The organism is Asticcacaulis solisilvae, assembly GCF_017875235.1.
GTDB classification, from domain to species: Bacteria; Pseudomonadota; Alphaproteobacteria; order Caulobacterales; family Caulobacteraceae; genus Asticcacaulis; species Asticcacaulis solisilvae_A.
In genome coordinates this window covers 119092-141899 of record NZ_JAGGMI010000001.1, presented here as the reverse complement: position 1 = coordinate 141899, position 22808 = coordinate 119092, and the positions used below count along the sequence as shown (strand labels likewise).

Here is a 22808-nt window from a genome sequence, read left to right as displayed (position 1 = left end):
CATGAATCACAATCTGCCGTCTTCGATTACCGAACTGCTTGCCTCGCGTAAGTTGGCCTCGGGAGAAGCGCGCGCATTCATGTCGCATCTCGACATGACGCTTTATGACAATCCCGCCGGCGGGGTGACGGTCATCATGATCGTCTATCACACGGGCCAGATCCTGTTCGAAAGCATCGAGGCGGTCCTGAAGGACCCGCGCGTCGAGCAATTCATCATCATTGACAACGGTTCACCCGTCGCGATGGCGGAGCGCCTAAAGGCCTTAAGCGAGACCTACGACCATATCCTGCTCGTCCAGGGGCAGGGCAATATCGGGTTCGCCAAGGCCGCCAATCTGGGCGCGCATCTGGCCAACCAGCCCTGGCTGGTCTTCCTTAACCCGGACGCACAGCTCCGGCCGGGCTGCATCGACAAGCTGATCGAGGCCGCTACAGGGCAGGCTTCCCCGTGCATCGTCGGCGCGCGGCTTCTCAACCCGGATCTGACGGAACAGCGTGGTGCGCGGCGCGGCGAAGTGACGCCGGTCACGACGCTGATCAGCCTGCTGCATCTCAGCAGGGTCTTCAAGAGCCTGCGTAAGTACGAGATACATCTGGAGGATGAGGTTCTTCCAGACGCACCGATTTCGGTTCCGACCATATCGGGTGCCTGTTTCATCACGTCGCGCAATGATTTTGCCCGTTTGAAGGGCTTCGACGCCCGCTTCTTCCTGCACGTCGAAGACGTCGATCTATGCTGGCGGGCGCGCCAGATGGGCGGGGCTGTGCTTTTCCATCCCAAGGCTGAGGTCGTACACGAAGGGCAGACCTCGCGCGCCGAGCCGGTCTTCGTCGAATGGAACAAAGGCGTCGGCCTCGTTTATTATTTCCGCAAGCGTGCGGACACGCTGTGGCGCAAGCTCTACGTTCTGGCGCTCAGCCCCTTCATTCTCGGCGTCTCGGTTGCGCGTGCCTCGATGCGGCCGCGTCTGCGTGACGACGACGAAGTCCCGGCCGAATAGCCCAGCCATATTTATCTTTATCGACTTTGAACCGCTTCAGGGCGTCTCGGGGGCGTTTCTGTAGAGGGTTAGAACTTCGTCATCGCCATTATAGTTATGGCCGCTGACCTGGCTCACCTTCAGCGGCGTAACGCCGGCGGCCTGGGCGGCGGCCTGAAAGGCCTGTTCCTGGCGCGACTCCACAAACACGGGCCGCCCGTCGATCAGGGCCTGGACGGCGCAGGGGGCGTCTTCGTTGCACAGCTTCGTTCTTGTACCCATGGCGAAAACGAAGCTCGGCTCGGCGAACCCGAGCGTGGCCACGGGGCCGGGGGCCTTGCCCTGGCGAGGATCAAGCTGCGCCGTACGCAGGGCGGTTTCCAACTGACGCGACATCCAGAGCGGCGTCAGGGCCGAAGCCAGGCTGAACAGGCCCAGGTGCGTGATGACCCCGGCGGCCAGCAGGAAGCCGAAGCCGTAGCGCTGGTGCCCGCGCCACAAGAGCCAGCCCGCGAAGGGGGCCAGGACCAGCGCGCCGGTCGCGGTCAGCAGGGCCAGCAGGAAGGTGGGGCCGCCGCCCCATTCGCTATGAGCGTAAAAGACGATGGCGGTAAAGATGACGCCGCCCAATATGCCGCATGCGCCATTGACGATCCGCGCCCAGCGCTTCAGGGGCACGTCCAGAGAGACGGCGCACAGCCAGGCCAGGGCCGCGAACACGGGCAAGGGATAGTGCGGCAGCTTGGTCGGCATCAGTTCGAAAATCAGGAAGCTGGGTACGAACCAGGCGATGGCGAAACGAACGGCCGGTTCCTTCCAGCGCTGGATCGCCGTCTGGATGGCGCCGCCGAACAGCCAGCTGGCCGGGAACATGGTCGCGCTCAGCAGGAAGAGGTGGTAGCCGGGCAGGCCGAAATGGCCTTCGGAGCCGCTATCGAGCTTGTCCTTGAGGTCGCCGCCGATCGAGGACGTCCAGAAGGCGCCGTCGGTGGTGACGGTAATGGCGATGGCCCATGGCCCGCAGATCAGCGCGACCATGATCAGGCCCGACAGCCAGCCGAGGTGTTTCGCCCAGCCGATGCGGCGGTCCATCGCCCACAGGGCCAGGATGGCGGTGCCGAACACCATGGCGGGCACGGGGCCCTTGACCAGGATGGCGGCCGCCAGGGACAGCCACATGATGAATTTCAGCTTAAGGACCTTAGGCTTGGGCGCGCCCGCCGGCAGGTCGCGGGTCCTGAGGTAGATCTGGCTAAGGGCAGCCATCATCAGCACGATCAGCCCGCACATCATCGCGTCGGTTTTGGCGAAGAAGGCTTCGGTCGCCAGCATGAAGGTCACGCCGAACAGGAGCCCGGCCTTGGTGCCGATGCGCGTGCCGAACGCCCGCGAAGCGCCCCAGGCGCAGGCAAAGGCGGCCAGGGCCGCGCCCAGCAGGGACGGGAACCGGTAGGGTGCGATGTCGCGTGCGGCGACCGAAGAGGTCAGCTTGACGCTTAAGGCCTGCAGCCAGTGGATACCGACCGGCTTTTTGTGCCGGGGTGTCTCCTGGTAGTTGATGTTGATATAGTCGCCGGTCTCAAGCATCTGCGACGTCGCCTGGGCGAAGCGCGACTCATCGCGGTCGAGCGGCGGCATCAGGAAGACCAGCGGCATGGCGCAGACCAGGGTTAGCAAGGCGGCCAGAAGCGGCCCGCGCATGCCGCCCGAGACGAGATTCACGATCTGGGGCGGAAGGAGCCGTGTCATGCCATCAACCTGGAACCAAGGGTAAAGCCGTGCCTAGTGTCCTGATTCTGAAATTCGCACGTTTTTGATATCAGCCTCCGGCGAATTTCAGAATCGAACGGACACTAGCTACTTATTGGATTTCTAGTGTCGTTTTGATTTCGAAGTTCGCTCTGAGCTTCATATCAAAATCAAACGAACTTCGAAATCACGACACTAGCCGTAAAACTTCAACGGACCCGGGCACTTATCCGCGCCTCAGATAGACGGCCGACAGTTTACGGGCGCGGCCGAAACGGCTATGAGGTCGGGCTTGCCTTCCTCATCCGAGACCCGAACCATGTCCCCCACCGTCTCCGTCGTCGTGCCCGTCTATAACGAAGAAGGGGCCGCCGTACAAGTCGCGAGCGAGATTGAATCGGTTTTTTCAAAGACTTACGGAGAGGGTGGCTTTGAGATCATCATGGTCGATGACCGTTCGACCGACGCGTCTTACGCGCGATTGAGCGAGGCCAAACAGCGTATCCCGGCCTTGCGCGTGCTGCGCCACGAACACAATTCCGGCAAGAGCGCCGCCATCCGCAGCGGCGTCATGGCCGCGCGCGCAGGGATCATCGTCACGGTGGATGGCGACGGGCAGAACCCGCCGGCCGATGCCGCGCGCCTGGCGATGATCCTGCGCGATGCCCCGCCGCACGTCGGCCTGGTCGCCGGCCAGCGCCGCGCCCGCCAGGATACAGCCTCGAAAAAGTGGGCGTCGCGCTGGGCCAACGGTATCCGCAAGAGCCTGCTCAACGACAATTGCGACGACACAGCGTGCGGTTTGAAAGCCATCCGGCGCGATGTCTTTTTGCGGTTGCCCTTCTTCGATCAGTTGCACCGCTACCTGCCGGCCCTGGTCAATCGCGAAGGCTTCACGACCCTTTTGGAACCCGTCGATGATCGCGCGCGTACAACAGGTCAATCGAAATATACCAATATCGGACGATTGGCCGTAGCGCTAACCGACCTTCCGGGTGTAATGTGGTTAAACCGCCGTTTACGCAAGCCTGGCAAGGTCAGCGAAGCGGAGTGATTTTTTCCGGCCCAATCGGGGGCGGCCGGACAGGATGGGGAGGATTTCGTTTGCCAGTATTCCACGACCCCAAGACTTCGATCGGCGTCGAAACCGCTATCGGACTTATGGACGACCAGCCCCGCAAGCCCGTACAAAGGAATGTCAGCTTGGTTACTGCCTTCCCGCTCTTAGCCCTGCCGTGGTTCGTCTATAATATCCTCGCCATCATCTCATGGGTGGGCGGGTCGGACGCCAATGCGGCCTATAACGCCATGACCCAGGTCATCGTCACCCTGCCCATGCCGTCGCCCGGCACGCAATGGGTGATCCAGGTGGGTGATGTCATCCTCCTGGGCGCCCTGATCTGCCTGTTCTTCGAACTCCTGAAATCGACCAAGTCGGACAAGGTCGCCATCATCAACCACTCGCTGTCGATGATGCTGTTCATCGTGGCCCTGGTGGAGTTCCTGCTGCTGCGGCCGTTCTCGACCTCGACCTTCTTCCTGCTGACGGCCATGATCCTGATGGATGTTCTGGCCGGCTTCATCGTCACCGCCATCTCGGCGCGCAAGGACATCGATTTCGGCGCCTGAGTTACTTCGATACACGTCAAAGCCCGGTGCAGTCCCTGCGCCGGGCTTTTTCTTTGTTGAAACTGATAGAGCGATACGGTGAAAAGTGTAAGCGGTTTTCGCCTTAAACATCGCGACAAAACAAGAACTTAGATCGGTATGATGTTTCCACTTAAAGTCATACCGATCTAGCCGAAGACGGCGAAGATCAGTGTGACAACCAGGGTGTCGAAGGCGCGCATGGCGAAACGCGATGCGGTGAAACGGTTGTAATTGGTTTTCGACACGACGGCACTCCGGGCAACAGGTGCGCGAAGCTGTGCAAGAGGCATGCCGTGGTTAAGAACGTCCCGATGGCTAATTTATAACCATCTGGTTTTCCAATGGAAAAGGCAAGGTCAGGGTTAACGCGCGGCTCAGATTTCCGTCTTTGTCACCCGGCCGGGGCGGGGGCGGCGATCATTGGGGCCGGAATATTCCGACTTCAGGTAGGTCGATTTTGCCCGCTCTAGCGTTTCCGGCCCGCCGCGTAAGCCCCGCTTTTCCCCGCCGCCCAGCATTTGAGCTTCGAAGGTCGGGTCGGAGGATGCCGCGGCTGTGCGGACTTTGCGGGTACGCACCCGGTCGCCGGTCTGGTCGATGACCGGACCGGCGGGAACGGGAAGGGAAGAGTCGGAATCGCTCATGCCTTAAGGATACACTCACAAAGCTAAAAGATCGGTTTGTTTTAGCTCTTTTTTGCCAGGGCGTCGATCTGGGCCTTCATGGCTTCCATCTGTTCGCGCAGTTCGCGCACCGTGTCGGTCTCACGCGGCGCCGCGGCCTGGGGCGCCACAGGTTCGCCCTCCGGCGGGGCGCCCGCGCCGCCGGCATTGGCGAACGAGAATGGCGAGAACATGCGCATGGCGCGGTCGAACATGGCCAGGTTCTGTGATACCTGCTCGTCGAAATAGCCGATGCCCGGCGCGCCGCCGAAGGCTTGCTGGAATTGCGAACGGAAGCGCTCCTGCTGCTTGGCGAAACCGTCGAGCGACATTTCAAGATAGGTCGGCAGGAGGTTCTGCATCGAGTCGCCGTAGAAGCTGATCAACTGGCGCAGGAACTGGATCGGCAGCAGGTTCTGGCCGCGGCTTTCCTCTTCGAAGATGATCTGGGCCAGGACGGAACGCGTGATATCGTCGCCGGTCTTGGCGTCGAACACGACGAAATCGACGTTCTGACGCACCATGTCCGACAGGTTGTCGAGCGTGACGTATGAACTGGTGGCGGTATTGTACAGACGCCGGTTCGCGTACTTCTTGATGATGACCCGGTCGCCTTCGCCGCGTTTGCTGCGCGTTTTCGTTTCGCTCACTGTCGCACTCCTGTTTTTATGGCCGCAAATCGTTGTCAGGCCTTATGTTGGCGGAGGTTAAACCCTTTTTTGCTCATGCGTAAAGAGGTTAGTTGCGGTGCAAAATAGCTTTTGGAATTCAAAGGTTTGTGAATTGACGCCCACGCCCTTGGCCCATAAGGGATGCTGCACGGCTTTTTGCGCAGCAATTCGTGGTGCGGTTCCGTGCATGCGGTAAGCCTCAAGAATCCCGTTATCACGCAACCGCACACAATGTGTAATCAGTGTTCAGGAACGGGTGGCGGCCCAGCCTTGATTTCGCCCGTCAGTTGCAGTAACTGCCTGTGAAATCAGCGTTAATTCTCCCCACAAGCGCACCCCAAGGAGAGCTTATGTCCCTCAATGAAGTCGTCATCGTTTCCGCCGCCCGCACCCCCGTGGGGTCTTTCCTCGGTGCTTTGGGCACCCTCCCGGGCCATGAGCTGGGCGCCATCGCCATCAAGGCGGCGGTCGAACGGGCAGGTTTGCAGCCCGCCGACGTCAATGAAGTGATTCTCGGCCAGGTGCTTCAGGCGGGCCAAGGCCAGGGGCCGGCGCGCCAGGCCTCGATCAAGGCCGGCATTCCTTCGGACAGCCCCGCCTGGTCGATCAACCAGATCTGCGGTTCGGGCCTGCGCGCCGTCGCACTTGGCGCTCAGCAAGTCGCTCTCGGTGAATCGGCGATCGTCGTTGCCGGCGGCCAGGAAAGCATGTCGATGGCCATGCACGCGACCTATATCCGCACCGGCCAGAAGATGGGCGATATGAGCCTGGTCGACACCATGATCCGCGACGGTCTGTGGGACGCCTTCAACAACTATCACATGGGCCAGACGGCCGAGAACATCGCCGCCAAGTGGAACATCAGCCGCCAGGAGCAGGACGAGTTCGCCGTCGCGTCGCAGAACAAGGCCGAGGCGGCCCAGAAGGCTGGCAAGTTCGACGGTGAAATCGCCGCCGTCACCATCAAGGGCCGCAAGGGCGACACCGTCGTCGACAAGGACGAATATATCCGCCACGGCGCGACCTACGAAGCCCTGGCCGGCCTCAAGCCCGCCTTCATCAAGGAAGGCACCGTCACCGCCGGCAACGCCTCGGGCCTCAATGACGGCGCGGCTGCGGTAGTGCTGATGTCGCGCGCCGAAGCCGACCGCCGCGGCCTGAAACCGCTGGCGAAGATTGTCGCCTCGGGCATTTCGGGCGTCGATCCGGCCATCATGGGCACCGGCCCGATCCGCGCGACGCAGAACGCCTTGAAGAAGGCCGGCTGGAGCGTTGGTGATCTTGACCTGATCGAAGCCAACGAAGCTTTTGCCGCCCAGGCTATCAGTGTCAACCGCGAACTCGGCTGGGATACGAATAAGGTCAATGTCAACGGCGGCGCCATCGCCATTGGCCACCCGATCGGCGCGTCGGGCGCGCGCGTCCTGACGACCCTGCTGCACGAAATGCAGCGTTCGGGCGCCAAGAAGGGCCTCGCAACGCTTTGCATTGGCGGCGGTATGGGCGTGGCATTGGCCGTGGAAGCGATTTAATAAACATCTCAAAGAGGGAAGACAAACATGGGTCGAGTAGCACTGGTCACTGGCGGCACGCGCGGTATCGGTAAGGCCATCGTAAAGCGTCTGCGTGATGCGGGCCTGACGGTCGCCGCCGGTTACGCCGGCAACGAAGAAAATGCCCGCAAGGTCGCGGACGAGCTGGGCGTCATGATCGTCAAGGGCAGCGTCGACAAGTTCGAGGACTGCGCCCGTGCCGTCCAGGAAGTCGAAGCGGCGCTTGGCCCCATCGAAGTCCTGGTCAACAATGCCGGCATCACCCGTGACGGCTTCTTCCACAAGATGTCGAAGGAGCAGTGGCAGGAAGTCATCCACACCAATATGGACAGCGTCTTCAACATGACGCGCCAGGTGATCGAAGGCATGCGTGAGCGCAACTACGGCCGCATCATCAACATCTCGTCGATCAATGGTCAGAAGGGCCAGGCCGGCCAGACCAACTATTCCGCCGCCAAGGCCGGCATGATCGGCTTCACCAAGGCGCTGGCCATGGAATCGGCCGCCAAGGGCATCACGGTCAACTGCGTGGCGCCGGGCTACACCTCGACCGAAATGGTCTCGGCTATCAACCCGGCAGTGCTGGAAAAGATCGTCGCCGGCATTCCCGTCGGCCGCCTGGGCACGCCCGAGGAAGTCGCCGAAATCTGCGCCTTCCTGGCGTCGGACATGGCGTCGTTCATTACCGGAGCAACCATAGCCGTCAATGGCGGCCAACACATGCTCTAGGCCACACTGCCGGTCTGCAAATAGCCGTCGTTTTGCGCGCCCTTGCTCATGTACTTAAGTACACTTCGCTTCGGGTGCTCAAACGCCAGCCATTTTCGACTCGGCATTGCGGCCTAGCCGTGCCGTACGCTGCTGGTCTGCAAACCGCAGTCGCCTTCCGCCGCCTTGCTCGTGTACTCAAGGACACGTCGCTGCGGGTGCTCATGTGATCACGGTTTCGACTTAGCATCGCGGGCTAGAGGGCCGGTGGATGTAGGAAGTAAGTGGAAAATCACTATCCAATATAGAGGGTGTGGCGGTTTCGCCACGCCCTTTTTATTACCGCTGAATCGCCGCAATTGTTGCGGCCAGGCGCGGATTGCCGTCTTAAATCTGCCCAAGTCGGCCCATAACTATCGGCGTTAATGAAAAGCAAGGTTGCACATTCCCTGACGCGTGTTGTCGGCGCCGTTTTCATCGTTCTTTCCCTTGGCGCAGGCGTGGCCGAGGCGCAGGGCATGAAATCGCTTCGTGACAAGATGTTCGGCAGCCCGTCATCGAACGGCAGGACCGGAAGTGCGCCCAAGGTCACCCACTATATCTCCGAAGAAGGCGCCAGCTTCGTCCTTGACAGCAGCCGGCCAACGCCGCTGCTGCGCTTCGACGGCGACGCCGAGGTCTGGGCGCTGACACCCACGCCTGGCACCAAGGGCGACATCATCTATAAGAATGATCTCGGCGAGCCGATGCTGAAGGCTACGCGCTGGGGCGGCATGGTGCTCTATTCAGACGACCGGCCGATGGGCGACCCCGCCGCCGCCTCGGGCAAGGCCGAAGCCTTCCGCCCTGCCATGATGACACCGGTCCTGCTGTGGCAGAGCCTGGCCAAGGCCAGTCGCCGTGCCTCCCAGGCCGTGGAACGCCTGATTCCCTTCGACGCCCAGGGCGCCACACCCGAATCGGCGGCCCTCTATGCCGACGCTTTCGACGTTACCTCCAACGCCATCGTCCGCGTCGCCCAGAACAGCCGCAGCGGCCGCAAGCTGGCCAATATCCGCGAAGTCCACTTCGTCGAAGGCCGTCCCCCCAGCGTTCGTGTCGAAAAGGGCATTCTGGTCATGAAGCTCGATTCCAGCCGCGGCGCCTGGGGCGGTCGCGTCTCGTCCAAGCGTATCTCCAATGTGCTGACGGCGTCCTATTCGATCGCCGACGACCGGCGCTAACGGAAATTATCTTTAAGCGCTCTAAGCTCGGCAAACTTCGCCGCCTGCGCTTCGAAACCATTTTCCTGCAACGGATAGTACAGAAACGGGTTGGTCGCCTTTTCCTCGGCAAGGGTCGTCGGCACGGTGTATTCGCCACGTTCCCTTTGCCTCCGAACCTTCTCGGCACGTGCGGTCAGCGCCCCAGCGCTGCCCAGGCTTTCGGCGAACTTCAGATTGGCCAGGGTGTATTCATGTGCGCTCCACAGGACGGTGTCGTCCGGCAGTTCGCATAGTCGCAACAGGCTGGCCCAGAAGGCCTGCGGCGTGCCTTCGAACATGCGGCCGCAACCCAGCGGAAACAGGGCGTCGCTGACAAAGGCATTGCCGCCGGCGCGGTCGATATAGGCGATGATCCCCAGGGTGTGGCCGGACAGGTCGATGACATCGAGCCGCGTCTCGCCCAACTGATAGACATCGCCGGGCTTCAGCACATGGTCGAGCGGCCAGCGTTTGCGCACCTCCTCCGGTCCGAAGATCGGACAGCCGAAGCGCGCCTGGACCTCGGCGTTGCCGCCGCCGTGATCGGGGTGCCAGTGCGTGTTGAGAATGACGTCGATGTTGACACCCATGGATTCGGCCTGGGCGACAATCCTGCCGGCCTCAGGTGTATCTATACAGGCGACCACGCCGGAAGCCTCATCCTTGACCAGAAACCCATAATTGTCGGTCAGGCACGGAAAGATTGTAATTTTTAAGCCCATTTTGCAAATTGTCCTGATAAACTGCCGGCAACTGACTATATCCTATCCGACCCGTCCGGCACCGTCTCCGGATAATGTCGGCAAAAAGGACAACCGTTGCGCCGTACTGTCGAGGACCTGAACAGCTTCTACGCCACGCCCGAAGGCCAGATGGTGCGCGAACTGGTCGGCCTGCGCCTGCGCGACCAGTGGAGCGACGTGCGCGGCCTCGACGTCCTCAGCATCGGTTATGGCACGCCCTATCTCGTCCATTTTAATGAGGCGCGCCGCGTCATCCAGGCCATGCCGGCGCAGCAGGGCGCCGAGATCTGGCCGTCAGGCCTCAAGGTTCGCTCGGCCCTGGTCGATGAGGAGGCGCTGCCTTTCCCCAGCGCGCTGTTCGACCGAATTCTGATGGTCCATGCGCTCGAAGAATCGCAGTCGCCGCAGAACCTGCTGCTGGAGGCGTCGCGGTTGTTGTCGCCGAACGGCAAGCTGATCCTGGTCGTGGCGGCGCGGGGCGGCCTGTGGGCGCACGTCGAAAAGACGCCCTTCGGCTATGGCCTGCCCTACAGCCGCGGCCAGCTTGAAAACGCCGTACGCCAGGCCGAGCTCGAGCCCATGGCGTGGTCACACGCGCTTTATGTGCCGCCAGTGCGTTCGCTGCTCCGCTGGGCCAAGACCATCGAAAAAATCGTGCCGCACATCTGGCCGCTGACCGGCGGACTGATCCTGATGGAGGCCGGCCGGCGGCCGTTCGTCGCCACGACGGTCAAGGCGCCCAAGCCGCTAATACCGGAATTGCGCGATGTTCTGGCACCGGTGGGTGCGCCCGCGCCGGCGGGGCGTGAGCTGGAAGAAGTTTAAGCTTTACCCTCCGGCAGACTCTCCGCCATATGGCGGCATGATGAAACAACTCATTCTCATGCGCCACGCCAAGGCAGAAAACAAAGCCCCGTCCGGAGAGGATTACGACCGTTCGCTGGAAATGCGCGGTCGCGAGGAAGCCCTGACGGTCGCCCGTGCTTTTCAGGGCGACGGTATAAAGCCGGACCTGGCCCTCGTATCGTCGGCGGCGCGCACCACCCAGACCTTTCGCCAGGTCGAAAGCATCCTCGGCGATATCAAGGTCCAGTTCCTGGACGAACTCTATAATGCCGAGGTCGGTGTCATCCGCCGCATTATCGAGGCGCACGAGGACGCAGCAGAGTGCCTGCTGGTCATCGGCCATAATCCCGGCATCCAGTACCTGTCCGTCGACTATATGATCGGCAGCGGCGCGTCGATGAGCGCGCTCGATAAGGTCAAGAACGGCTTCTCGACGGCGACGGCGGTGATCTTCGAAGTCGATGTCGCCGGGCGGCCGGTCTATGACGGCATCCATCAGCCGGGCAAGTAATTCGGTGAAGAGCCGTGCGCAGAACGACCGCGCGGCGAGTGAAGGTAGAAGACTATGTATTATGGTTTGGCGACGCGGGCACTGCATGTGCTGTCCCCGGAAGACGCGCACACGGCGACAATTGAACTGCTGAAGCTGGGCCTTGGGCCGGTCTCAAGCCTCGACACGCCGGAACTGGCGGTATCCGTGCCATACGACGGTGGCGTCCTGAAATTCCGCAATTGCGTGGGCCTGGCGGCCGGGTTCGACAAGAATGCCGAGGTGCCGCTGGCCATGCTGCGTTCCGGCTTCGGCTTTGCCGAATGCGGCACCGTCACGCCGCTTCCGCAGGACGGTAACCCGAAGCCGCGCCTGTTCCGCCTCAGCGAAGACCAGGCGGTGATCAACCGCATGGGCTTCAACAACAAGGGGCTGGACGTTTTTGCCGACAATCTGGCGCACGCCTTGCCGCGCCGGCGCGATGGCGTCATCGGGCTGAACATCGGCGCCAACAAGGACGCTGCCGATCGCATGGCGGACTATCTGACGGGCCTGAAACAACTGTGGGGGCAGGGCGACTATTTCACGATCAATATCTCGTCGCCTAATACGCCGGGCCTGCGCGCTCTGCAGGGCAAGTCCTATCTCGATGACCTGCTGGGCCAGATCGCTGCGACGCGCGCGGCGCTTAAGGCTGCGACCGGCACCAATATGCCGGTGTTCCTGAAGATCGCGCCGGACCTGACCGAGGCCGAAATCACCGACACGGTCGAGGAAACGCTGAAGCACGGCCTGGACGGCCTGATCGTGTCGAACACGACCCTGTCGCGCGACGGGCTGACATCGCGCTTTCGCGAGGAGGCCGGCGGTATGTCCGGCGCGCCCCTGTTCGATTTATCGACCCAGGCGCTGCGCTTTGCGCGCGCGGCCAGCGGCGGCAGACTGGTGCTGATCGGCGCTGGTGGTATCGATTCCGGCGCCAAGGCCTATGCCAAGATCCGCGCCGGCGCTTCGCTGGTCCAGTTCTATTCGGCGATGGTCTACAAAGGGCCTGGGCTGGCCGACGCAGTGCGCCGCGATCTGGTGGCGCGGCTGCGCGCCGACGGTTTCCGCTCGATTTCCGAAGCGGTCGGTGTCGGCTGATCCGGTCGATTTTTACTACGAAAGACACGAACAAAAGCGCCCCTTTTCGAAGCGCGCTTTTTTTCACGAACATTTTTGAATGCGGTATTTTAACACCTCTGGCCATTTTCTGATGTGAGGTATTATTTCACCTCTTTGTGCGTGGCGCCACGGACCTGCCCGCGGGGTTCGTCGTCGAATTCTTTTTGCACGGCGTATCCGGCTACGTCTGCTTCCAGATCGCGATGAATCGGCTCATAAATTCTATAATTATTACAAATATTTATATGGTTAATTGAATCTTGCCAAAATCGTTCTGAAAACGTTTGGCTTAAAGCAAAACGGCGCGCTCATCCCGTCGGTGAGGCGCGCCGCAAATTGTTGAGAAAGCAGCGAATCTTGTGACTCGCGATTCATCCCGCTTAAAGCTGCAAATTAAAAGGGGCTGTAACGGTCCATCAGGGTCTGGGCGACAGGCGCCTTGACCATGTTCGACTGGTCGCCGCGGCCACCGTAGGAGATGCGCGCTTCGGCCAGTTGCGTGTGCTTCAAAGTGTTCTCCGAACTGACGTCTTCGGGACGGGCGATACCCGAAACCGTCAGGACGCGAACCTCACGATTGGTGCGGACTTCCTGGGTGCCCTGGACGATCAGGTTGCCGTTCGGCAGCACGCCGGTGACGACGGCGGCGATGGTGACGAAGATCTTTTCGGCGCGCTTGACCGAGCCCGAGCCGGACGAGGTCGAAGAGCCCGAGGCACCCAGTGCATTAGCCGGGTCGTACTGCGACGGGAAAATCTTGCCGAGCGACGATTCGAAGCCGAACACGTTGGGCGTGGCAGCCTGGTACGAATTGGTGCGCGAGCCATTGGTCGCGTTGCTGGTCTGGGCGCTGTCGTCGATTTCGACATTGATGGTCAGAATATCGCCGACGCCGCGGGCGCGCTGGTCGTTGAAGAAGGTGCGGGCGCCAACGCGCCACAGCGAATTGGCCGAGGCGGGCGTGGTGTTCGGTGTGGCGGTGACCATCTGCTGCTGCGGGACGATGGCGGCCGGATAGCCCATCGGCGTCAGGGACGGCCCGTTGACGGTTTCGCGGATCGAGCCGCAGGCCGACAATGAGGCGGCGGCGAGGGCGAGGCAGGCCAGGGAACGGAAGGGGGCTTTGATACGCATGATGGTTTACCTGAGCGAGAGCAATTGACGGGAGCGGAACTGATCGGCGGCCGGTCCGGCCAGCGCTTCGCCGGGGCCGGTGATGACCGCGTCGATCATCTTCTTGGAAGTCGGGTTCTGAAGCTGGACGGCGTCACCGATGGCGGCGTCCTTCGTGGCAATGCCCGTGACGGTCAGCGCCATGCCCCTCGACCCCCAGGTCACCTTGACCGGTTCCGAGCGCTTGACGACGGCGACCTTGCGGACTTGCGCGACGGGCGTGGCCTGGGCCATGGGCTGCACCGGGACGGCAACCTGCTGGGCCGGGGCGGCGGGGGCTGAGCCACTGAACGGATCGGTGCCGTCGACGCCTTCGGTGACGATGATGCGGCGCTGGCCGCGCGGATTGTCCCAGTACATGCCATTGCGGCTGGCCAGCATCTGCACGGTGGCCGCATCCAGGACAGCATTGCCGCCGTTGCGGTAGCCGATGACGACGCGCGCGCCGGCGCCGGCATTGTCGAAGACGTCGCCGATGGTGACACGGCCATCGCTGTCGGTGGGCGAAGCCTTGAGCACCAGCGTATTGGCGAACGCCATCGACGGTAGCAGTAAGGCCGCAAGCGCAAACATTCCGAAGGCCCTGGCCTTCGGCAAGCGCGACTGCGCGCCGCGCACGTTTGCGCGAAAAGCCTGTGTGGCGACTGAACGCAAAGATGTAGCGCGTTTCATCTACTTAGCCTCGCGCCAGTTGGCTGGTCGTCTGCAGCATGGTGTCGGCCGTGGTGATGACCTTGGAGTTCATCTCATAGGCGCGCTGGGCGACGATCAGGGCGGTGATTTCCGACACGGCGTCGACGTTCGAGGCTTCGATGTAGTTCTGGAGCAGGGTGCCGTAGCCGACCTCGCCCGGATTGGCGATGTTGGCCGGACCGGACGAGCCGCTTTCCAGGAAGTAGTTGTCGCCGATGGCGTCGAGGCCGGCTTCGTTGACGAAGGTCGCCAGCTGCAGTTGGCCGACGACGGTCGGGGCCGCGGCGCCGTCCTGGGTGATCTGGACCTGGCCGGACTTGGAAATCGAAATGCCCGTGGCGTCGGCCGGGATAGTGATCGACGGCTGGACCTCGTAGCCATCGACGGTCACCAGGCGGCCCTGGTCATCGCGGGCGAAGTTGCCGGCTCGAGTATAGGCTGTTTCGCCCGACGGCATCAGGATCTGGAAGTAGCCCTTGCCTTCGATGGCGATATCGTACGGGTTGCTGGTCAGGGTGGGGGTGCCCTGGCCCATGATGCGGTAGACACTGCCGGTCTTGACGCCGGCGCCGATCTGGATGCCAGTCGGCACGACGGTGCCGGCGTCCGACGACTGCGCGCCCATGCGTTCGATGTTTTCGTAAAGCAGGTCCTGGAATTCGGCGCGCTGCTTCTTGAAGCCGATCGTGTTCATGTTGGCGATGTTGTTCGAGATGACCTCGACGTTCATCTGCTGGGCGGCCATGCCGGTGGTGGCGGTACGTAACGCTCTCATGGCTTACTCCTTAGGCGACCTTGCCGAGACGCTCGACGGCGGTCCGGTTCAGTTCGTTTTGCTTCTCGATGATCGACGCGACGCTCGAATAGGCGCGGTTGATCTCGACGAGTTTGGTGATTTCGGTCATCGGATTGACATTGGACGATTCCAGCATGCCCTGCTGGACGCGGGCGTCGGTGGCCGGAACCACGGCGCCGGTGCGAAGGGTATAGGTGCCGTCGCCTTCCTTGCGCAGATTCGACAGGCTGTCCGGTCGGACGACCTGGAGTTTGCCGACACGAAGCGGTTGGCCCTGGACCATCTGGGTCAGGATGCCGTCAGCCGAGATGGTGACTTCGCCATTCTTGGGATCGATGGTGATCGGGCCGCCGTCGCCCTGGACCTGATAGCCCGACTGGGTTTGCAGCGTGCCGTCAGGACCGGGCATGAAGGACCCGTCGCGCGTATAGGCCGTGCCGCGCGGGGTCTGGATGGTGAAGAAGGCGCCATCGCCGGCGATCGCCACGTCGAAGCTGCCGCCCGTCTGGGTCAGGGTGCCCTGGCGGAAGTCGCGGCCAAGCCCGTTGTCATAGGCAAAATTGGCCGGGGTCTTGATCGGGTCGTTCTTGGCCGGCTCACCGTATTCGTTGGTGATCAGCAGCTGTTCGAACTTGAAGCCGGTCGTGTTCATATTGGCTAGGTTGTTGGCCGATACGTCCAGTTCCCGGCGAAGGGTGATCTGGCGCGACAAGGCGATGTAGCTGGCATTGTCCATGTGGGCGGCCTGACGAAAGGGCAAAGGGGTGGTCGTTAACCATACGGGTGCAATCGCCGTGCCAGTTCGCCTGCTTTTTCCACTCCCTTGTAAAATAAGGGAAACTGGCAAAGCCGTGCCAGGAGTGAGAGCGTCACGCACGGCAAAAAATGCCGCCTTAACAAGTAATCATTAACCATGTTTGCGGAATATGGCCTTCGAAGGCGGCAGGCAGGGTCTCTCCCGCGTTAAGGTTTGTTCAATTTTTGCGCTTAAGGTTTTGGCCTTCAAGATGCGCAGCAGTCGTCGGGTGATCGGTTTTGGCCAAGACCAAGGACAAGAAGAAGGAGGCTGAAGCGCCTCCGGTGGATGGTGGCGGCGAGGGCGGCGACGGTGACGCGCCCAAGAAAAAAGGCCTGCCCATCATGCTCATCGCCATTGCCGGCGGCGCGGTCGTGCTGCTGGGCGGGGGCGGCGCCGCGGCCTACTTCCTGTTCCTGAAGCCCAAGCCCGCCGCCGAGGCGCACGGCGCCGCCGATGCGCACGGCAAGGCGGATGCCCACGGCGAGGGCAAGAAGGACGCGCACGGCAAGGAAAAGAAAAAGGACGGCCATGGCGGAGGCGGCGGTCACGGCGGCGGCGGCGAAAAGGTCGATCCCAAGACCCAGCCGGTCGTGGCAGAAGGTCCCGATGGCGTGACCTACTTCACCCTGCCGGACGTGGTCGCCAATATCGAAAGCCCCGATGGCCGGGCGTCCTACCTCAAGATGAAGCTGACCTTCGAAGTGGGCGACGAGGAAACCGTCGAACTGCTGAAGGAAAGCATGCCGCGCATCAATGACATCCTGCAGGGCTTCATGGGCGAACTGCGTCCCGAAGACCTGTCGTCGTCGGCCGGTGACTATCAGTTGCGCCTGGAAATCCTGCGCCGCATCAACCTGATCCTCTCGCCGCACAAGATCAATGCGGTCCTGATCGAAGAAAAACTGATCACTTAAGACTGGTGTTTGTAAAATGAGTGGAGAAGTCGATCAGGAAGCCATGATGGCTCAGTGGGAAGCGGAACTTGCCGCTGAAGCTGAAGCCGCGACGGGTGGGGGAGGACAGGACGGCGGCGATCTGGCGGCCGAATGGGAGGCCATGGTCGGCGGCGGGACCATGGGCGAGCGCTTCAACATGCCCCACGGGGCCGAGCGCATCCTCAACCAGGACGAAATCGACAGCCTCTTGGGCTTCGACCTGTCGGAAGACGATTACAATGAGCGCTCGGGCATCCGTGCGATCATCAACTCGGCCATGGTGTCCTATGAACGCCTGCCGATGCTGGAAATCGTCTTCGACCGCCTGGTGCGCCTGATGACGACTAGCTTGCGTAACTTCACCTCGGACAACGTCGAAGTCTCGCTCGACAACATTTCGTCGATCCGTTTCGGCGACTATCTGAACTCGATCCCGCTGCCGGCCATCCTGGCGGTGTTCCGCGCCGAAGAGCTGGACAACTACGGCCTGCTGACGGTCGACTCCAACCTGATCTATTCGATCGTCGACGTGCTTTTGGGCGGCCGTCGCGGCACGGCCGCGCTGCGCATCGAAGGCCGTCCCTATACGACCATCGAACGCGTGCTGGTCCAGCGGATGGTCGAGGTCGTGCTCAATGACGCCAAGGCGGCGTTCGAGCCGCTGACCCCGGTCAATTTCAACCTCGACCGCCTGGAAACCAATCCGCGCTTCGCCGCCATTGCCCGTCCCGCCAATGCGGCTATCCTGGTCAAGCTGCGCATCGACATGGAAGACCGTGGCGGCCGCGTCGAACTGCTGCTGCCCTACGCGACGCTGGAACCGATCCGCAAGATGCTGCTGCAGCAGTTCATGGGCGAGAAGTTCGGCCGCGACAACATCTGGGAAAGCCACCTGGCGACCGAACTGTGGACGACGCAGATGGAAGTGCGCGCCGTACTCGACGAACAGCAGATGCCTTTGTCTCAGGTCTTGAATTTCAAGGTCGGAGAGACGATCGTGTTGAATGCAAACGCTGATTCTCCCGTACAGTTGCGCTGCGGCTCGATTCCGCTGACAACGGGCCGCATGGGACGAAAGGGCCATTCGATCGCCGTGCGCGTCGAACAGCCCCTGGCGTCGACAACCAAACGCCGCCTGGCCCAGATGCGCAAGAAGTAGCGCCAAAAGACAAACAAGGGGACGATGAACCTTACAGGCCTGATCATGGACGCGGTCCTCGTCGCGCTGCTGCTGGCAGCGCTGGCGTTCGGTATGCGCCTGAACACGCGCCTGAAGACCCTGCGTGCCGGTCAGGAAGAGTTCGCCCGCGCCGTTGCCGAACTGGATAGTGCAGCCATTCGCGCCTATCAGTCATTGAAAGAACTGCGTTCGGACGCCGACGACAGCCAGGAGCTGCTGCACGGCCGCATCGTGGCGGCGCGCGATATCCTGCAAAAACTGGAAGCCCAGGTCGGCCGCGCCGAACGGGCCGCCCGCGAGATCGACGGCCAGATGGGATCGCTGACCGCCCTGCAAGGCCGCGCCGAGCAGACCGCCAAGCGGCTGGAAAGCGCGCCTAGACAAGTGGCGCCGGCCCCGCCAGCACGGCCGGTCTTGCGCGAAGTCTCTGCCGAACCCGTGCGCGAACCGGCCAGAGAAGCTCCGCGCCGCCAGCCGAAACTGGAAGAAGACGCCGATTACAATCCCGCCTGGTCGGCCTCGCCAAAGACGCCGAATGTGGCGCGTGGCCAAAAGACTCCTGAAGGCAAGCCGGACAAGCGCGATCCGTTCGAACGCGATGTCATCAGTTTCCGTTCGCCAGCCGCTTCGACGTTCCCGGACCGGGCCGGCCAGCGCAAGAGCCTTCTGCCGGACCTGCCCGACGAGGACGAAGCCGAGATGCTCGACAAGGTCCAGATGTCCGAACTGGTCGTCGCCAATCTGAACGAAATGATCCGCACCCTGACCCTGCCGCCCCGGCGGGTTTTGTCGGTTGAGGACGATCTGTTCGGCGATGACAAATAGGTAATAGGCATTAACCTCCGTTAACGCGATATTTAGCAAAAGGCCGCAAACAGGGTGTGCGTTTCGCTCCAGACACCCGAGTAGAGTATGGCCAATCTTCCCCGCATTCTCCCGATCGTGTGCGTCGCCGTGGGCGGCGTGCTGGCCATGAAGGCCATCACCAGCCTGGAACTGGTGCCGAACGCCTTCCAGGCCGCAGAAGCTTTCGCCGCCGAACAGAAAAAGCCGGCGGAAAAACCCAAGGCCGAGGCCAAGGCAAAGCCCAAGGCCGCGGCGGGTGAGGCGGAGAATATCGATGATCCGACCGAAAGCTATGCCACGGATTCGATCCTGAAGGCCGCCGATGCCGGTTCGGTCGCCAAGGATGCGGCGGCCGCTGCTCCGGCCGCGCCGATCTGCGCCACCTCTGTGAAAGACCTGGCGGCCCAGGCGGGCATCTCGCCGAACGAACTCAATATCCTGCAAAGCCTTGGTACGCGCCGGGCAGAACTGGACCAGCGCGAGGCGCAGCTCAATTCGCGCGGCCAGTTGATCGACGCCGCCGACAGCAAGCTCGATGCTCGCATTACCCAGCTGCAAAGCCTCAAGAGCCAGATCCAGGGCCTGATCGACCAGGCCAACAAGACCTCGAGCGAAGACACCGTCCGCATGGTCAAGGTCTATGAGTCGATGAAGCCCAAGGACGCCGCCGCGGTTCTCACCGCCATGAGCGATCCGGTGCGCCTGCCGATCGTCGCCGGCATGAAGGACCGCTCACTGGCCGCCATCCTCGGCGCCATGTCGCCGGACGCCGCGCGCGACCTGACGGAAAAGCTCTCGCAGCGCATGAAGGCCGCCGACAGCCTTCAGGACAAGCTGAACAAGGCGACCGCCAGCGGTGGTGTCACCAAGGGCGCGGAAGCTGCGCCGGCGGCCACGACGCCTGTCAAAAAAGGGTAATAAGAAACCTCCAACTTGCCGGACTTGTGAATTGAGCGCCCAGGTCGCACGTGGTCTATGTGCGTTGCGATTGTCTATGGGCGTATCTCAACCAACAGGGAGGTAGTCATGGCGTATCAGTTCACGGCGCGTGAAGAGTTTCTCGTCAATTCGCAGACCGAAAGCTCTCAGAGCTATGGCGATGTCACAGCGTTGAATACCGGCGGCTTTGTTTCGGTCTGGGTGGACTGGAGCAATAATCCGGACGGCACATATGCCAATATCCGGGCGCAGGTTTTCGATGCATCGGGCGCGAAGACGGGTAGTGAATTCCTCGTCAACACCACGACCGCAAACAGCCAGACCGAACCGCGCGTAACCGGTCTCAGCAATGGCAACTTCGTCGTTACCTGGCAAGACGCCTTAGACCCGTACGGACAAGACCTGGATATCAGGGCGCAGATATTCACGCCTTCCGGGGCGAAGGTCGGGGGCGAGTTCCTGGTCAATTCCATTACCTACGAAGCGCAGGCAGACCCAAGTATCACGGCGCTGGCCGGTGGTGGTTTCGTCGTCACCTGGCAGGACCTGAGCGAAACGCAGTTTGAAGAGTTCAATTGGGTCATAAAGGCGCAGGTGTTCTCAGCTGACGGCGCGAAGGTCGGTGATGAGTTCAAGGTCAATACCTGGCAAACAACTTTTGAGATCGATCCTGACGTCACCGCCCTGGAAAACGGTGGCTTCGTCATAACGTGGAGCGACGACAGCGGGCCTGCGGAAGAGTATGGCGACATCCAGGCGCGGATATTTTCTGCAACCGGCGTACCGGCCGGCAATCAATTCCGCCTCAATACCTCGGTATATGAAACACAAGCTTCGCCCAGCATTGCCGGTTTGGCCGGTGGCGGCTTCGTCGCGGTCTGGGGAGATTGGGGCGTGGAAACAGGCGGGGTGTATGGGCCCGGTATCGTGGCGGAAATTTTTAGTGCGGACGGGGCAAAGGTTGGCGCGCCGATCCTCGTAGGCGCAGACTTTCCCGGTTATCAGGGCTGGCCGGATGTCGCCGCGCTGGAAAACGGCGGTTTTGTCGTCACCTGGCAGGACTCAAGCGGGCAGTTCGGTGATGCCGACGACTGGGCCATTCATGCAAAGGTTTTCGATGCAGACGGTAACCCGGTCGGCGACGAGTTCCTGGTCAATGAGCAGACGGTCGGCGCGCAAGTGTCTACGACTGTCTCGGGTCTCAAGGGAGGGGGCTTCGTCGTCGAGTGGACCGATTTCGGCGGGACCTTGGGCGACAGCAGCGGTTCCTCCATCAAAGCGCGGATATTTGCGCCCGACCCGACCGAAGACGCCGACTTTCTGACAGGCACGCCGGGCGCCGACGAGATCCATGCGCTGGGCGGCAACGACACGGTCGATGGCGCGGGTGGCCACGATATCCTGCGGGGCGGAGATGGCGCGGACAGTCTCTTTGGCGGGCTGCTCAATGACCTGCTGGTTGGCGACGGCGGCAACGACTCGCTTTATGGCGGCGCCGATATCGATACGCTGCGTGGCGAAGACGGCGATGACCTTCTCTCGGGCGGCGCCGGCGGCGATTCCCTGAACGGCGGGGTAGGCAACGATACGTTGCTCGGCGGAGAACGCTGGGATTCGCTGGTCGGTGGACAGGGCAATGACTGGCTGGATGGCGGTATCGACAACGACCAGATGTTTGGCCTGGCCGGGGATGACACCTATGTGGTCGATCATATCGGTGACCGGGTCTATGAAGTGCCCGACGAAGGCAATGATACTGTCCGGTCGTCGATCGACTTCGCCCTCACGCCGAATGTCGAGACCCTGATCCTGACCGGTACGGCGGATCTCAGCGGCACGGGCAATGGCTTGAGCAACAGCCTGAACGGCAACAGCGGCAACAATGTTCTGTCGGGCGGGCTCGGCAATGACAGCCTCTATGGCTGGGACGGCAATGACGCGCTTGACGGCGGCAACGACCACGACCGGCTGTCGGGCGGCAATGGCGCCGACACCCTGACCGGCGGCCATGGCCAGGATGTCCTGGGCGGCGGCGCGGGCGCGGATGCCTTCGTCTTCTCATCGGTTTCGGTCAACGGCCACGACCACGTCGTTGATTTCCAGCACGGGACCGACCGTCTGGTCTTTTCGGGCGCGGATTATGGCTTTGCCAGCGGCCATGTCCTGACGGCTTCGGAGTTCACCGAAGGCTCAGCCGCCGTGGGTTCAAGCGCGCAGTTCGTCTGGAACGCCGCCGGACAGCGCCTCTATTGGGACGCGGATGGCGATGGCGCCGGAGCAGCGTTCGAGCTTGCCCTCATCAGCAACGGCGCCGTCGTGACGAAGGACGACCTGATCTTCACATAGTCTGGCGGGCGGCGGTGTGGAACAGCCATGCCGACAGCAGCCAGACGGCAATGAAGGCGGCATCCAGCGGTACAGTGAAATAGCCGGATAATACGGCGGTCGCCGAGACCAGGCCTTGCGCCACCGCCATGACGACGAGCGCGATGGCCATGCCCTGTGGCTTGAGCCGTGCAAGGACGGCCCCCGCTGCGCCTATGGCCAGGACGCCCGCGTACATCAGGTTGGTGGGGTTGTCCTCTGAGCCGATAATGCCCACGGCCAGGTTCATCCAGATGAGGACGAAGCCCGCCACCAGTGCAAGAGCGAAGCCCAGCCGGTAGAAGACGCTGCGCGACATCCGCGTCGCCAGTTCCAGCAGGCCGCATACGCTCAGCAGCATGGCTCCGAACACAGCAAAGTCGAACGCGTCCCAGACGACTTCGTTCGTGAACCGCATGGCGATCAGCGGTGTCAACCAAAGTCCGGCGGCCGCCGCCCACACCGCGATCTTCCAGCGGTCGCGTCCGCCGGGTCTTACGTTTTCCATCATGATTGCCTCCAGCAAATAGAGGCCCATCTCTATCCCGTCTGCCGGTGAGCGCCATGAGCAGGGGGTGAGCATTTGCTGAACATCGCAACAGATGCTGTTTTGCTACCTGG

General features: G+C 61.9%; 23 protein-coding genes. 14 read left to right on the top strand and 9 right to left on the bottom strand.

All coding sequences use genetic code 11. The annotated features are described in order from the left end of the window. Position 1: 1 nt before the first annotated feature. Positions 2-1003, top strand: coding sequence for a glycosyltransferase family 2 protein (locus tag J2X24_RS00705; protein WP_209715134.1), 1002 nt, complete (start codon positions 2-4; stop codon positions 1001-1003). Between the two features lie 36 nt (positions 1004-1039). Here J2X24_RS00705 and J2X24_RS00700 read toward each other — a convergent pair whose 3' ends face one another. After that, complete coding sequence (locus tag J2X24_RS00700) at positions 1040-2731, bottom strand: ArnT family glycosyltransferase (RefSeq protein ID WP_209715131.1); 1692 nt, start codon at positions 2729-2731, stop codon at positions 1040-1042. Positions 2732-3050: 319 nt separating this feature from the next. Here J2X24_RS00700 and J2X24_RS00695 point away from each other — a divergent pair, with 319 nt between their 5' ends. Together J2X24_RS00695 and J2X24_RS00690 are read left to right on the top strand one after the other, a co-directional pair. Then, positions 3051-3785 (top strand): glycosyltransferase family 2 protein, encoded by a 735-nt coding sequence (locus J2X24_RS00695; protein ID WP_209715128.1) that lies wholly within the window; start codon positions 3051-3053, stop codon positions 3783-3785. A gap of 107 nt (positions 3786-3892) precedes the next feature. Further along, on the top strand, positions 3893-4360 hold the full coding sequence (locus J2X24_RS00690; protein WP_209716378.1) for a hypothetical protein: 468 nt from the start codon (positions 3893-3895) through the stop codon (positions 4358-4360). 395 nt (positions 4361-4755) lie between these two features. Here J2X24_RS00690 and J2X24_RS00685 read toward each other — a convergent pair whose 3' ends face one another. Further along, positions 4756-5025, bottom strand: coding sequence for a hypothetical protein (locus tag J2X24_RS00685; RefSeq protein WP_209715125.1), 270 nt, complete (start codon positions 5023-5025; stop codon positions 4756-4758). Between the two features lie 41 nt (positions 5026-5066). Further along, complete coding sequence (phaR, locus tag J2X24_RS00680) at positions 5067-5693, bottom strand: polyhydroxyalkanoate synthesis repressor PhaR (RefSeq protein ID WP_209715122.1); 627 nt, start codon at positions 5691-5693, stop codon at positions 5067-5069. A 371-nt stretch (positions 5694-6064) separates the two neighbouring features. Between phaR and J2X24_RS00675 the strand changes: the two genes are divergently transcribed. The 3 genes from J2X24_RS00675 to J2X24_RS00665 all read left to right on the top strand — a co-directional run bounded on the left by J2X24_RS00675 (position 6065) and on the right by J2X24_RS00665 (position 9198). Beyond that, positions 6065-7246, top strand: a complete 1182-nt coding sequence (locus J2X24_RS00675) for an acetyl-CoA C-acetyltransferase (protein ID WP_209715119.1) — start codon at positions 6065-6067, stop codon at positions 7244-7246. A 27-nt stretch (positions 7247-7273) separates the two neighbouring features. Continuing rightward, complete coding sequence (phbB, locus tag J2X24_RS00670; protein WP_209715117.1) at positions 7274-7996, top strand: acetoacetyl-CoA reductase; 723 nt, start codon at positions 7274-7276, stop codon at positions 7994-7996. 497 nt (positions 7997-8493) lie between these two features. Then, positions 8494-9198, top strand: a complete 705-nt coding sequence (locus J2X24_RS00665) for a DUF4908 domain-containing protein (protein ID WP_245344342.1) — start codon at positions 8494-8496, stop codon at positions 9196-9198. On the opposite strand, the gene gloB is transcribed toward J2X24_RS00665, so the two are convergent. Further along, positions 9195-9941 (bottom strand): hydroxyacylglutathione hydrolase, encoded by a 747-nt coding sequence (gloB, locus tag J2X24_RS00660; protein ID WP_209715111.1) that lies wholly within the window; start codon positions 9939-9941, stop codon positions 9195-9197. The two genes, J2X24_RS00665 and gloB, sit on opposite strands and share 4 nt — an antisense overlap. Before the next feature lie 96 nt (positions 9942-10037). On the opposite strand from gloB, the gene J2X24_RS00655 reads away from it, so the two are divergent. From J2X24_RS00655 to J2X24_RS00645, 3 genes are read left to right on the top strand one after another with little or no spacing between them, the layout of a single operon-like run. Then, on the top strand, positions 10038-10787 hold the full coding sequence (locus tag J2X24_RS00655; RefSeq protein ID WP_209715108.1) for a class I SAM-dependent methyltransferase: 750 nt from the start codon (positions 10038-10040) through the stop codon (positions 10785-10787). Between the two features lie 40 nt (positions 10788-10827). Next, positions 10828-11319: a SixA phosphatase family protein gene (locus J2X24_RS00650; RefSeq protein ID WP_209715105.1), complete on the top strand. Its 492-nt coding sequence runs from the start codon at positions 10828-10830 to the stop codon at positions 11317-11319. Between the two features lie 54 nt (positions 11320-11373). Further along, entirely contained in the window at positions 11374-12441 is a 1068-nt protein-coding gene (locus J2X24_RS00645; protein ID WP_209715102.1) for a quinone-dependent dihydroorotate dehydrogenase, read from the top strand. Between the two features lie 414 nt (positions 12442-12855). Here J2X24_RS00645 and flgH read toward each other — a convergent pair whose 3' ends face one another. The 4 genes from flgH to flgF form a co-directional block, all read right to left on the bottom strand. Beyond that, positions 12856-13596, bottom strand: a complete 741-nt coding sequence (flgH, locus tag J2X24_RS00640; protein WP_209715099.1) for a flagellar basal body L-ring protein FlgH — start codon at positions 13594-13596, stop codon at positions 12856-12858. A 6-nt stretch (positions 13597-13602) separates the two neighbouring features. Continuing rightward, positions 13603-14208, bottom strand: a complete 606-nt coding sequence (locus J2X24_RS00635) for a flagella basal body P-ring formation protein FlgA (RefSeq protein ID WP_209715096.1) — start codon at positions 14206-14208, stop codon at positions 13603-13605. Between the two features lie 103 nt (positions 14209-14311). Then, complete coding sequence (gene flgG / locus J2X24_RS00630; protein ID WP_209715093.1) at positions 14312-15103, bottom strand: flagellar basal-body rod protein FlgG; 792 nt, start codon at positions 15101-15103, stop codon at positions 14312-14314. A gap of 10 nt (positions 15104-15113) precedes the next feature. Then, positions 15114-15860, bottom strand: a complete 747-nt coding sequence (flgF, locus tag J2X24_RS00625) for a flagellar basal-body rod protein FlgF (RefSeq protein WP_209715090.1) — start codon at positions 15858-15860, stop codon at positions 15114-15116. Positions 15861-16159: 299 nt separating this feature from the next. On the opposite strand from flgF, the gene J2X24_RS00620 reads away from it, so the two are divergent. From J2X24_RS00620 to J2X24_RS00600, 5 genes are all read left to right on the top strand, one after another. Beyond that, positions 16160-16837 carry a flagellar basal body-associated FliL family protein gene (locus J2X24_RS00620; RefSeq protein WP_209715087.1) on the top strand — a complete coding sequence of 226 codons (678 nt, stop codon included), beginning with the start codon at positions 16160-16162 and terminating at the stop codon, positions 16835-16837. 142 nt (positions 16838-16979) lie between these two features. Beyond that, a complete protein-coding gene (fliM, locus tag J2X24_RS00615; protein ID WP_404977807.1) occupies positions 16980-18017 on the top strand; it encodes a flagellar motor switch protein FliM in 1038 nt (345 codons plus the stop codon). Positions 18018-18041: 24 nt separating this feature from the next. Continuing rightward, complete coding sequence (locus J2X24_RS00610) at positions 18042-18863, top strand: DUF6468 domain-containing protein (RefSeq protein WP_209715080.1); 822 nt, start codon at positions 18042-18044, stop codon at positions 18861-18863. Between the two features lie 87 nt (positions 18864-18950). Further along, a complete protein-coding gene (locus J2X24_RS00605; protein WP_209715077.1) occupies positions 18951-19802 on the top strand; it encodes a MotE family protein in 852 nt (283 codons plus the stop codon). 108 nt (positions 19803-19910) lie between these two features. After that, positions 19911-22169 carry a calcium-binding protein gene (locus J2X24_RS00600; RefSeq protein ID WP_209715074.1) on the top strand — a complete coding sequence of 753 codons (2259 nt, stop codon included), beginning with the start codon at positions 19911-19913 and terminating at the stop codon, positions 22167-22169. Here the strand turns inward: J2X24_RS00600 and J2X24_RS00595 are convergent. Beyond that, positions 22162-22698 (bottom strand): hypothetical protein, encoded by a 537-nt coding sequence (locus J2X24_RS00595; RefSeq protein WP_209715071.1) that lies wholly within the window; start codon positions 22696-22698, stop codon positions 22162-22164. The genes J2X24_RS00600 and J2X24_RS00595 overlap by 8 nt on opposite strands. Positions 22699-22808: the final 110 nt, after the last annotated feature.

Excerpts from the sequence above, each read along its gene's own strand:
- J2X24_RS00685 (WP_209715125.1), bottom strand. The coding sequence starts at position 5,025 with ATGAGCGATTCCGACTCTTCCCTTCCCGTTCCCGCCGGTCCGGTCATC.
- J2X24_RS00645 (WP_209715102.1), top strand. The coding sequence starts at position 11,374 with ATGTATTATGGTTTGGCGACGCGGGCACTGCATGTGCTGTCCCCGGAA.
- phbB (WP_209715117.1), top strand. The coding sequence starts at position 7,274 with ATGGGTCGAGTAGCACTGGTCACTGGCGGCACGCGCGGTATCGGTAAG.
- flgG (WP_209715093.1), bottom strand. The coding sequence starts at position 15,103 with ATGAGAGCGTTACGTACCGCCACCACCGGCATGGCCGCCCAGCAGATG.
- J2X24_RS00650 (WP_209715105.1), top strand. The coding sequence starts at position 10,828 with ATGAAACAACTCATTCTCATGCGCCACGCCAAGGCAGAAAACAAAGCC.
- fliM (WP_404977807.1), top strand. The coding sequence starts at position 16,980 with ATGGTCGGCGGCGGGACCATGGGCGAGCGCTTCAACATGCCCCACGGG.
- J2X24_RS00695 (WP_209715128.1), top strand. The coding sequence starts at position 3,051 with ATGTCCCCCACCGTCTCCGTCGTCGTGCCCGTCTATAACGAAGAAGGG.
- J2X24_RS00635 (WP_209715096.1), bottom strand. The coding sequence starts at position 14,208 with ATGTTTGCGCTTGCGGCCTTACTGCTACCGTCGATGGCGTTCGCCAAT.
- J2X24_RS00610 (WP_209715080.1), top strand. The coding sequence starts at position 18,042 with ATGAACCTTACAGGCCTGATCATGGACGCGGTCCTCGTCGCGCTGCTG.
- J2X24_RS00690 (WP_209716378.1), top strand. The coding sequence starts at position 3,893 with ATGGACGACCAGCCCCGCAAGCCCGTACAAAGGAATGTCAGCTTGGTT.
- J2X24_RS00600 (WP_209715074.1), top strand. The coding sequence starts at position 19,911 with ATGGCGTATCAGTTCACGGCGCGTGAAGAGTTTCTCGTCAATTCGCAG.
- J2X24_RS00705 (WP_209715134.1), top strand. The coding sequence starts at position 2 with ATGAATCACAATCTGCCGTCTTCGATTACCGAACTGCTTGCCTCGCGT.
- gloB (WP_209715111.1), bottom strand. The coding sequence starts at position 9,941 with ATGGGCTTAAAAATTACAATCTTTCCGTGCCTGACCGACAATTATGGG.
- flgF (WP_209715090.1), bottom strand. The coding sequence starts at position 15,860 with ATGGACAATGCCAGCTACATCGCCTTGTCGCGCCAGATCACCCTTCGC.
- J2X24_RS00700 (WP_209715131.1), bottom strand. The coding sequence starts at position 2,731 with ATGACACGGCTCCTTCCGCCCCAGATCGTGAATCTCGTCTCGGGCGGC.
- J2X24_RS00595 (WP_209715071.1), bottom strand. The coding sequence starts at position 22,698 with ATGATGGAAAACGTAAGACCCGGCGGACGCGACCGCTGGAAGATCGCG.
- flgH (WP_209715099.1), bottom strand. The coding sequence starts at position 13,596 with ATGCGTATCAAAGCCCCCTTCCGTTCCCTGGCCTGCCTCGCCCTCGCC.
- J2X24_RS00675 (WP_209715119.1), top strand. The coding sequence starts at position 6,065 with ATGTCCCTCAATGAAGTCGTCATCGTTTCCGCCGCCCGCACCCCCGTG.
- J2X24_RS00665 (WP_245344342.1), top strand. The coding sequence starts at position 8,494 with ATGAAATCGCTTCGTGACAAGATGTTCGGCAGCCCGTCATCGAACGGC.
- J2X24_RS00605 (WP_209715077.1), top strand. The coding sequence starts at position 18,951 with ATGGCCAATCTTCCCCGCATTCTCCCGATCGTGTGCGTCGCCGTGGGC.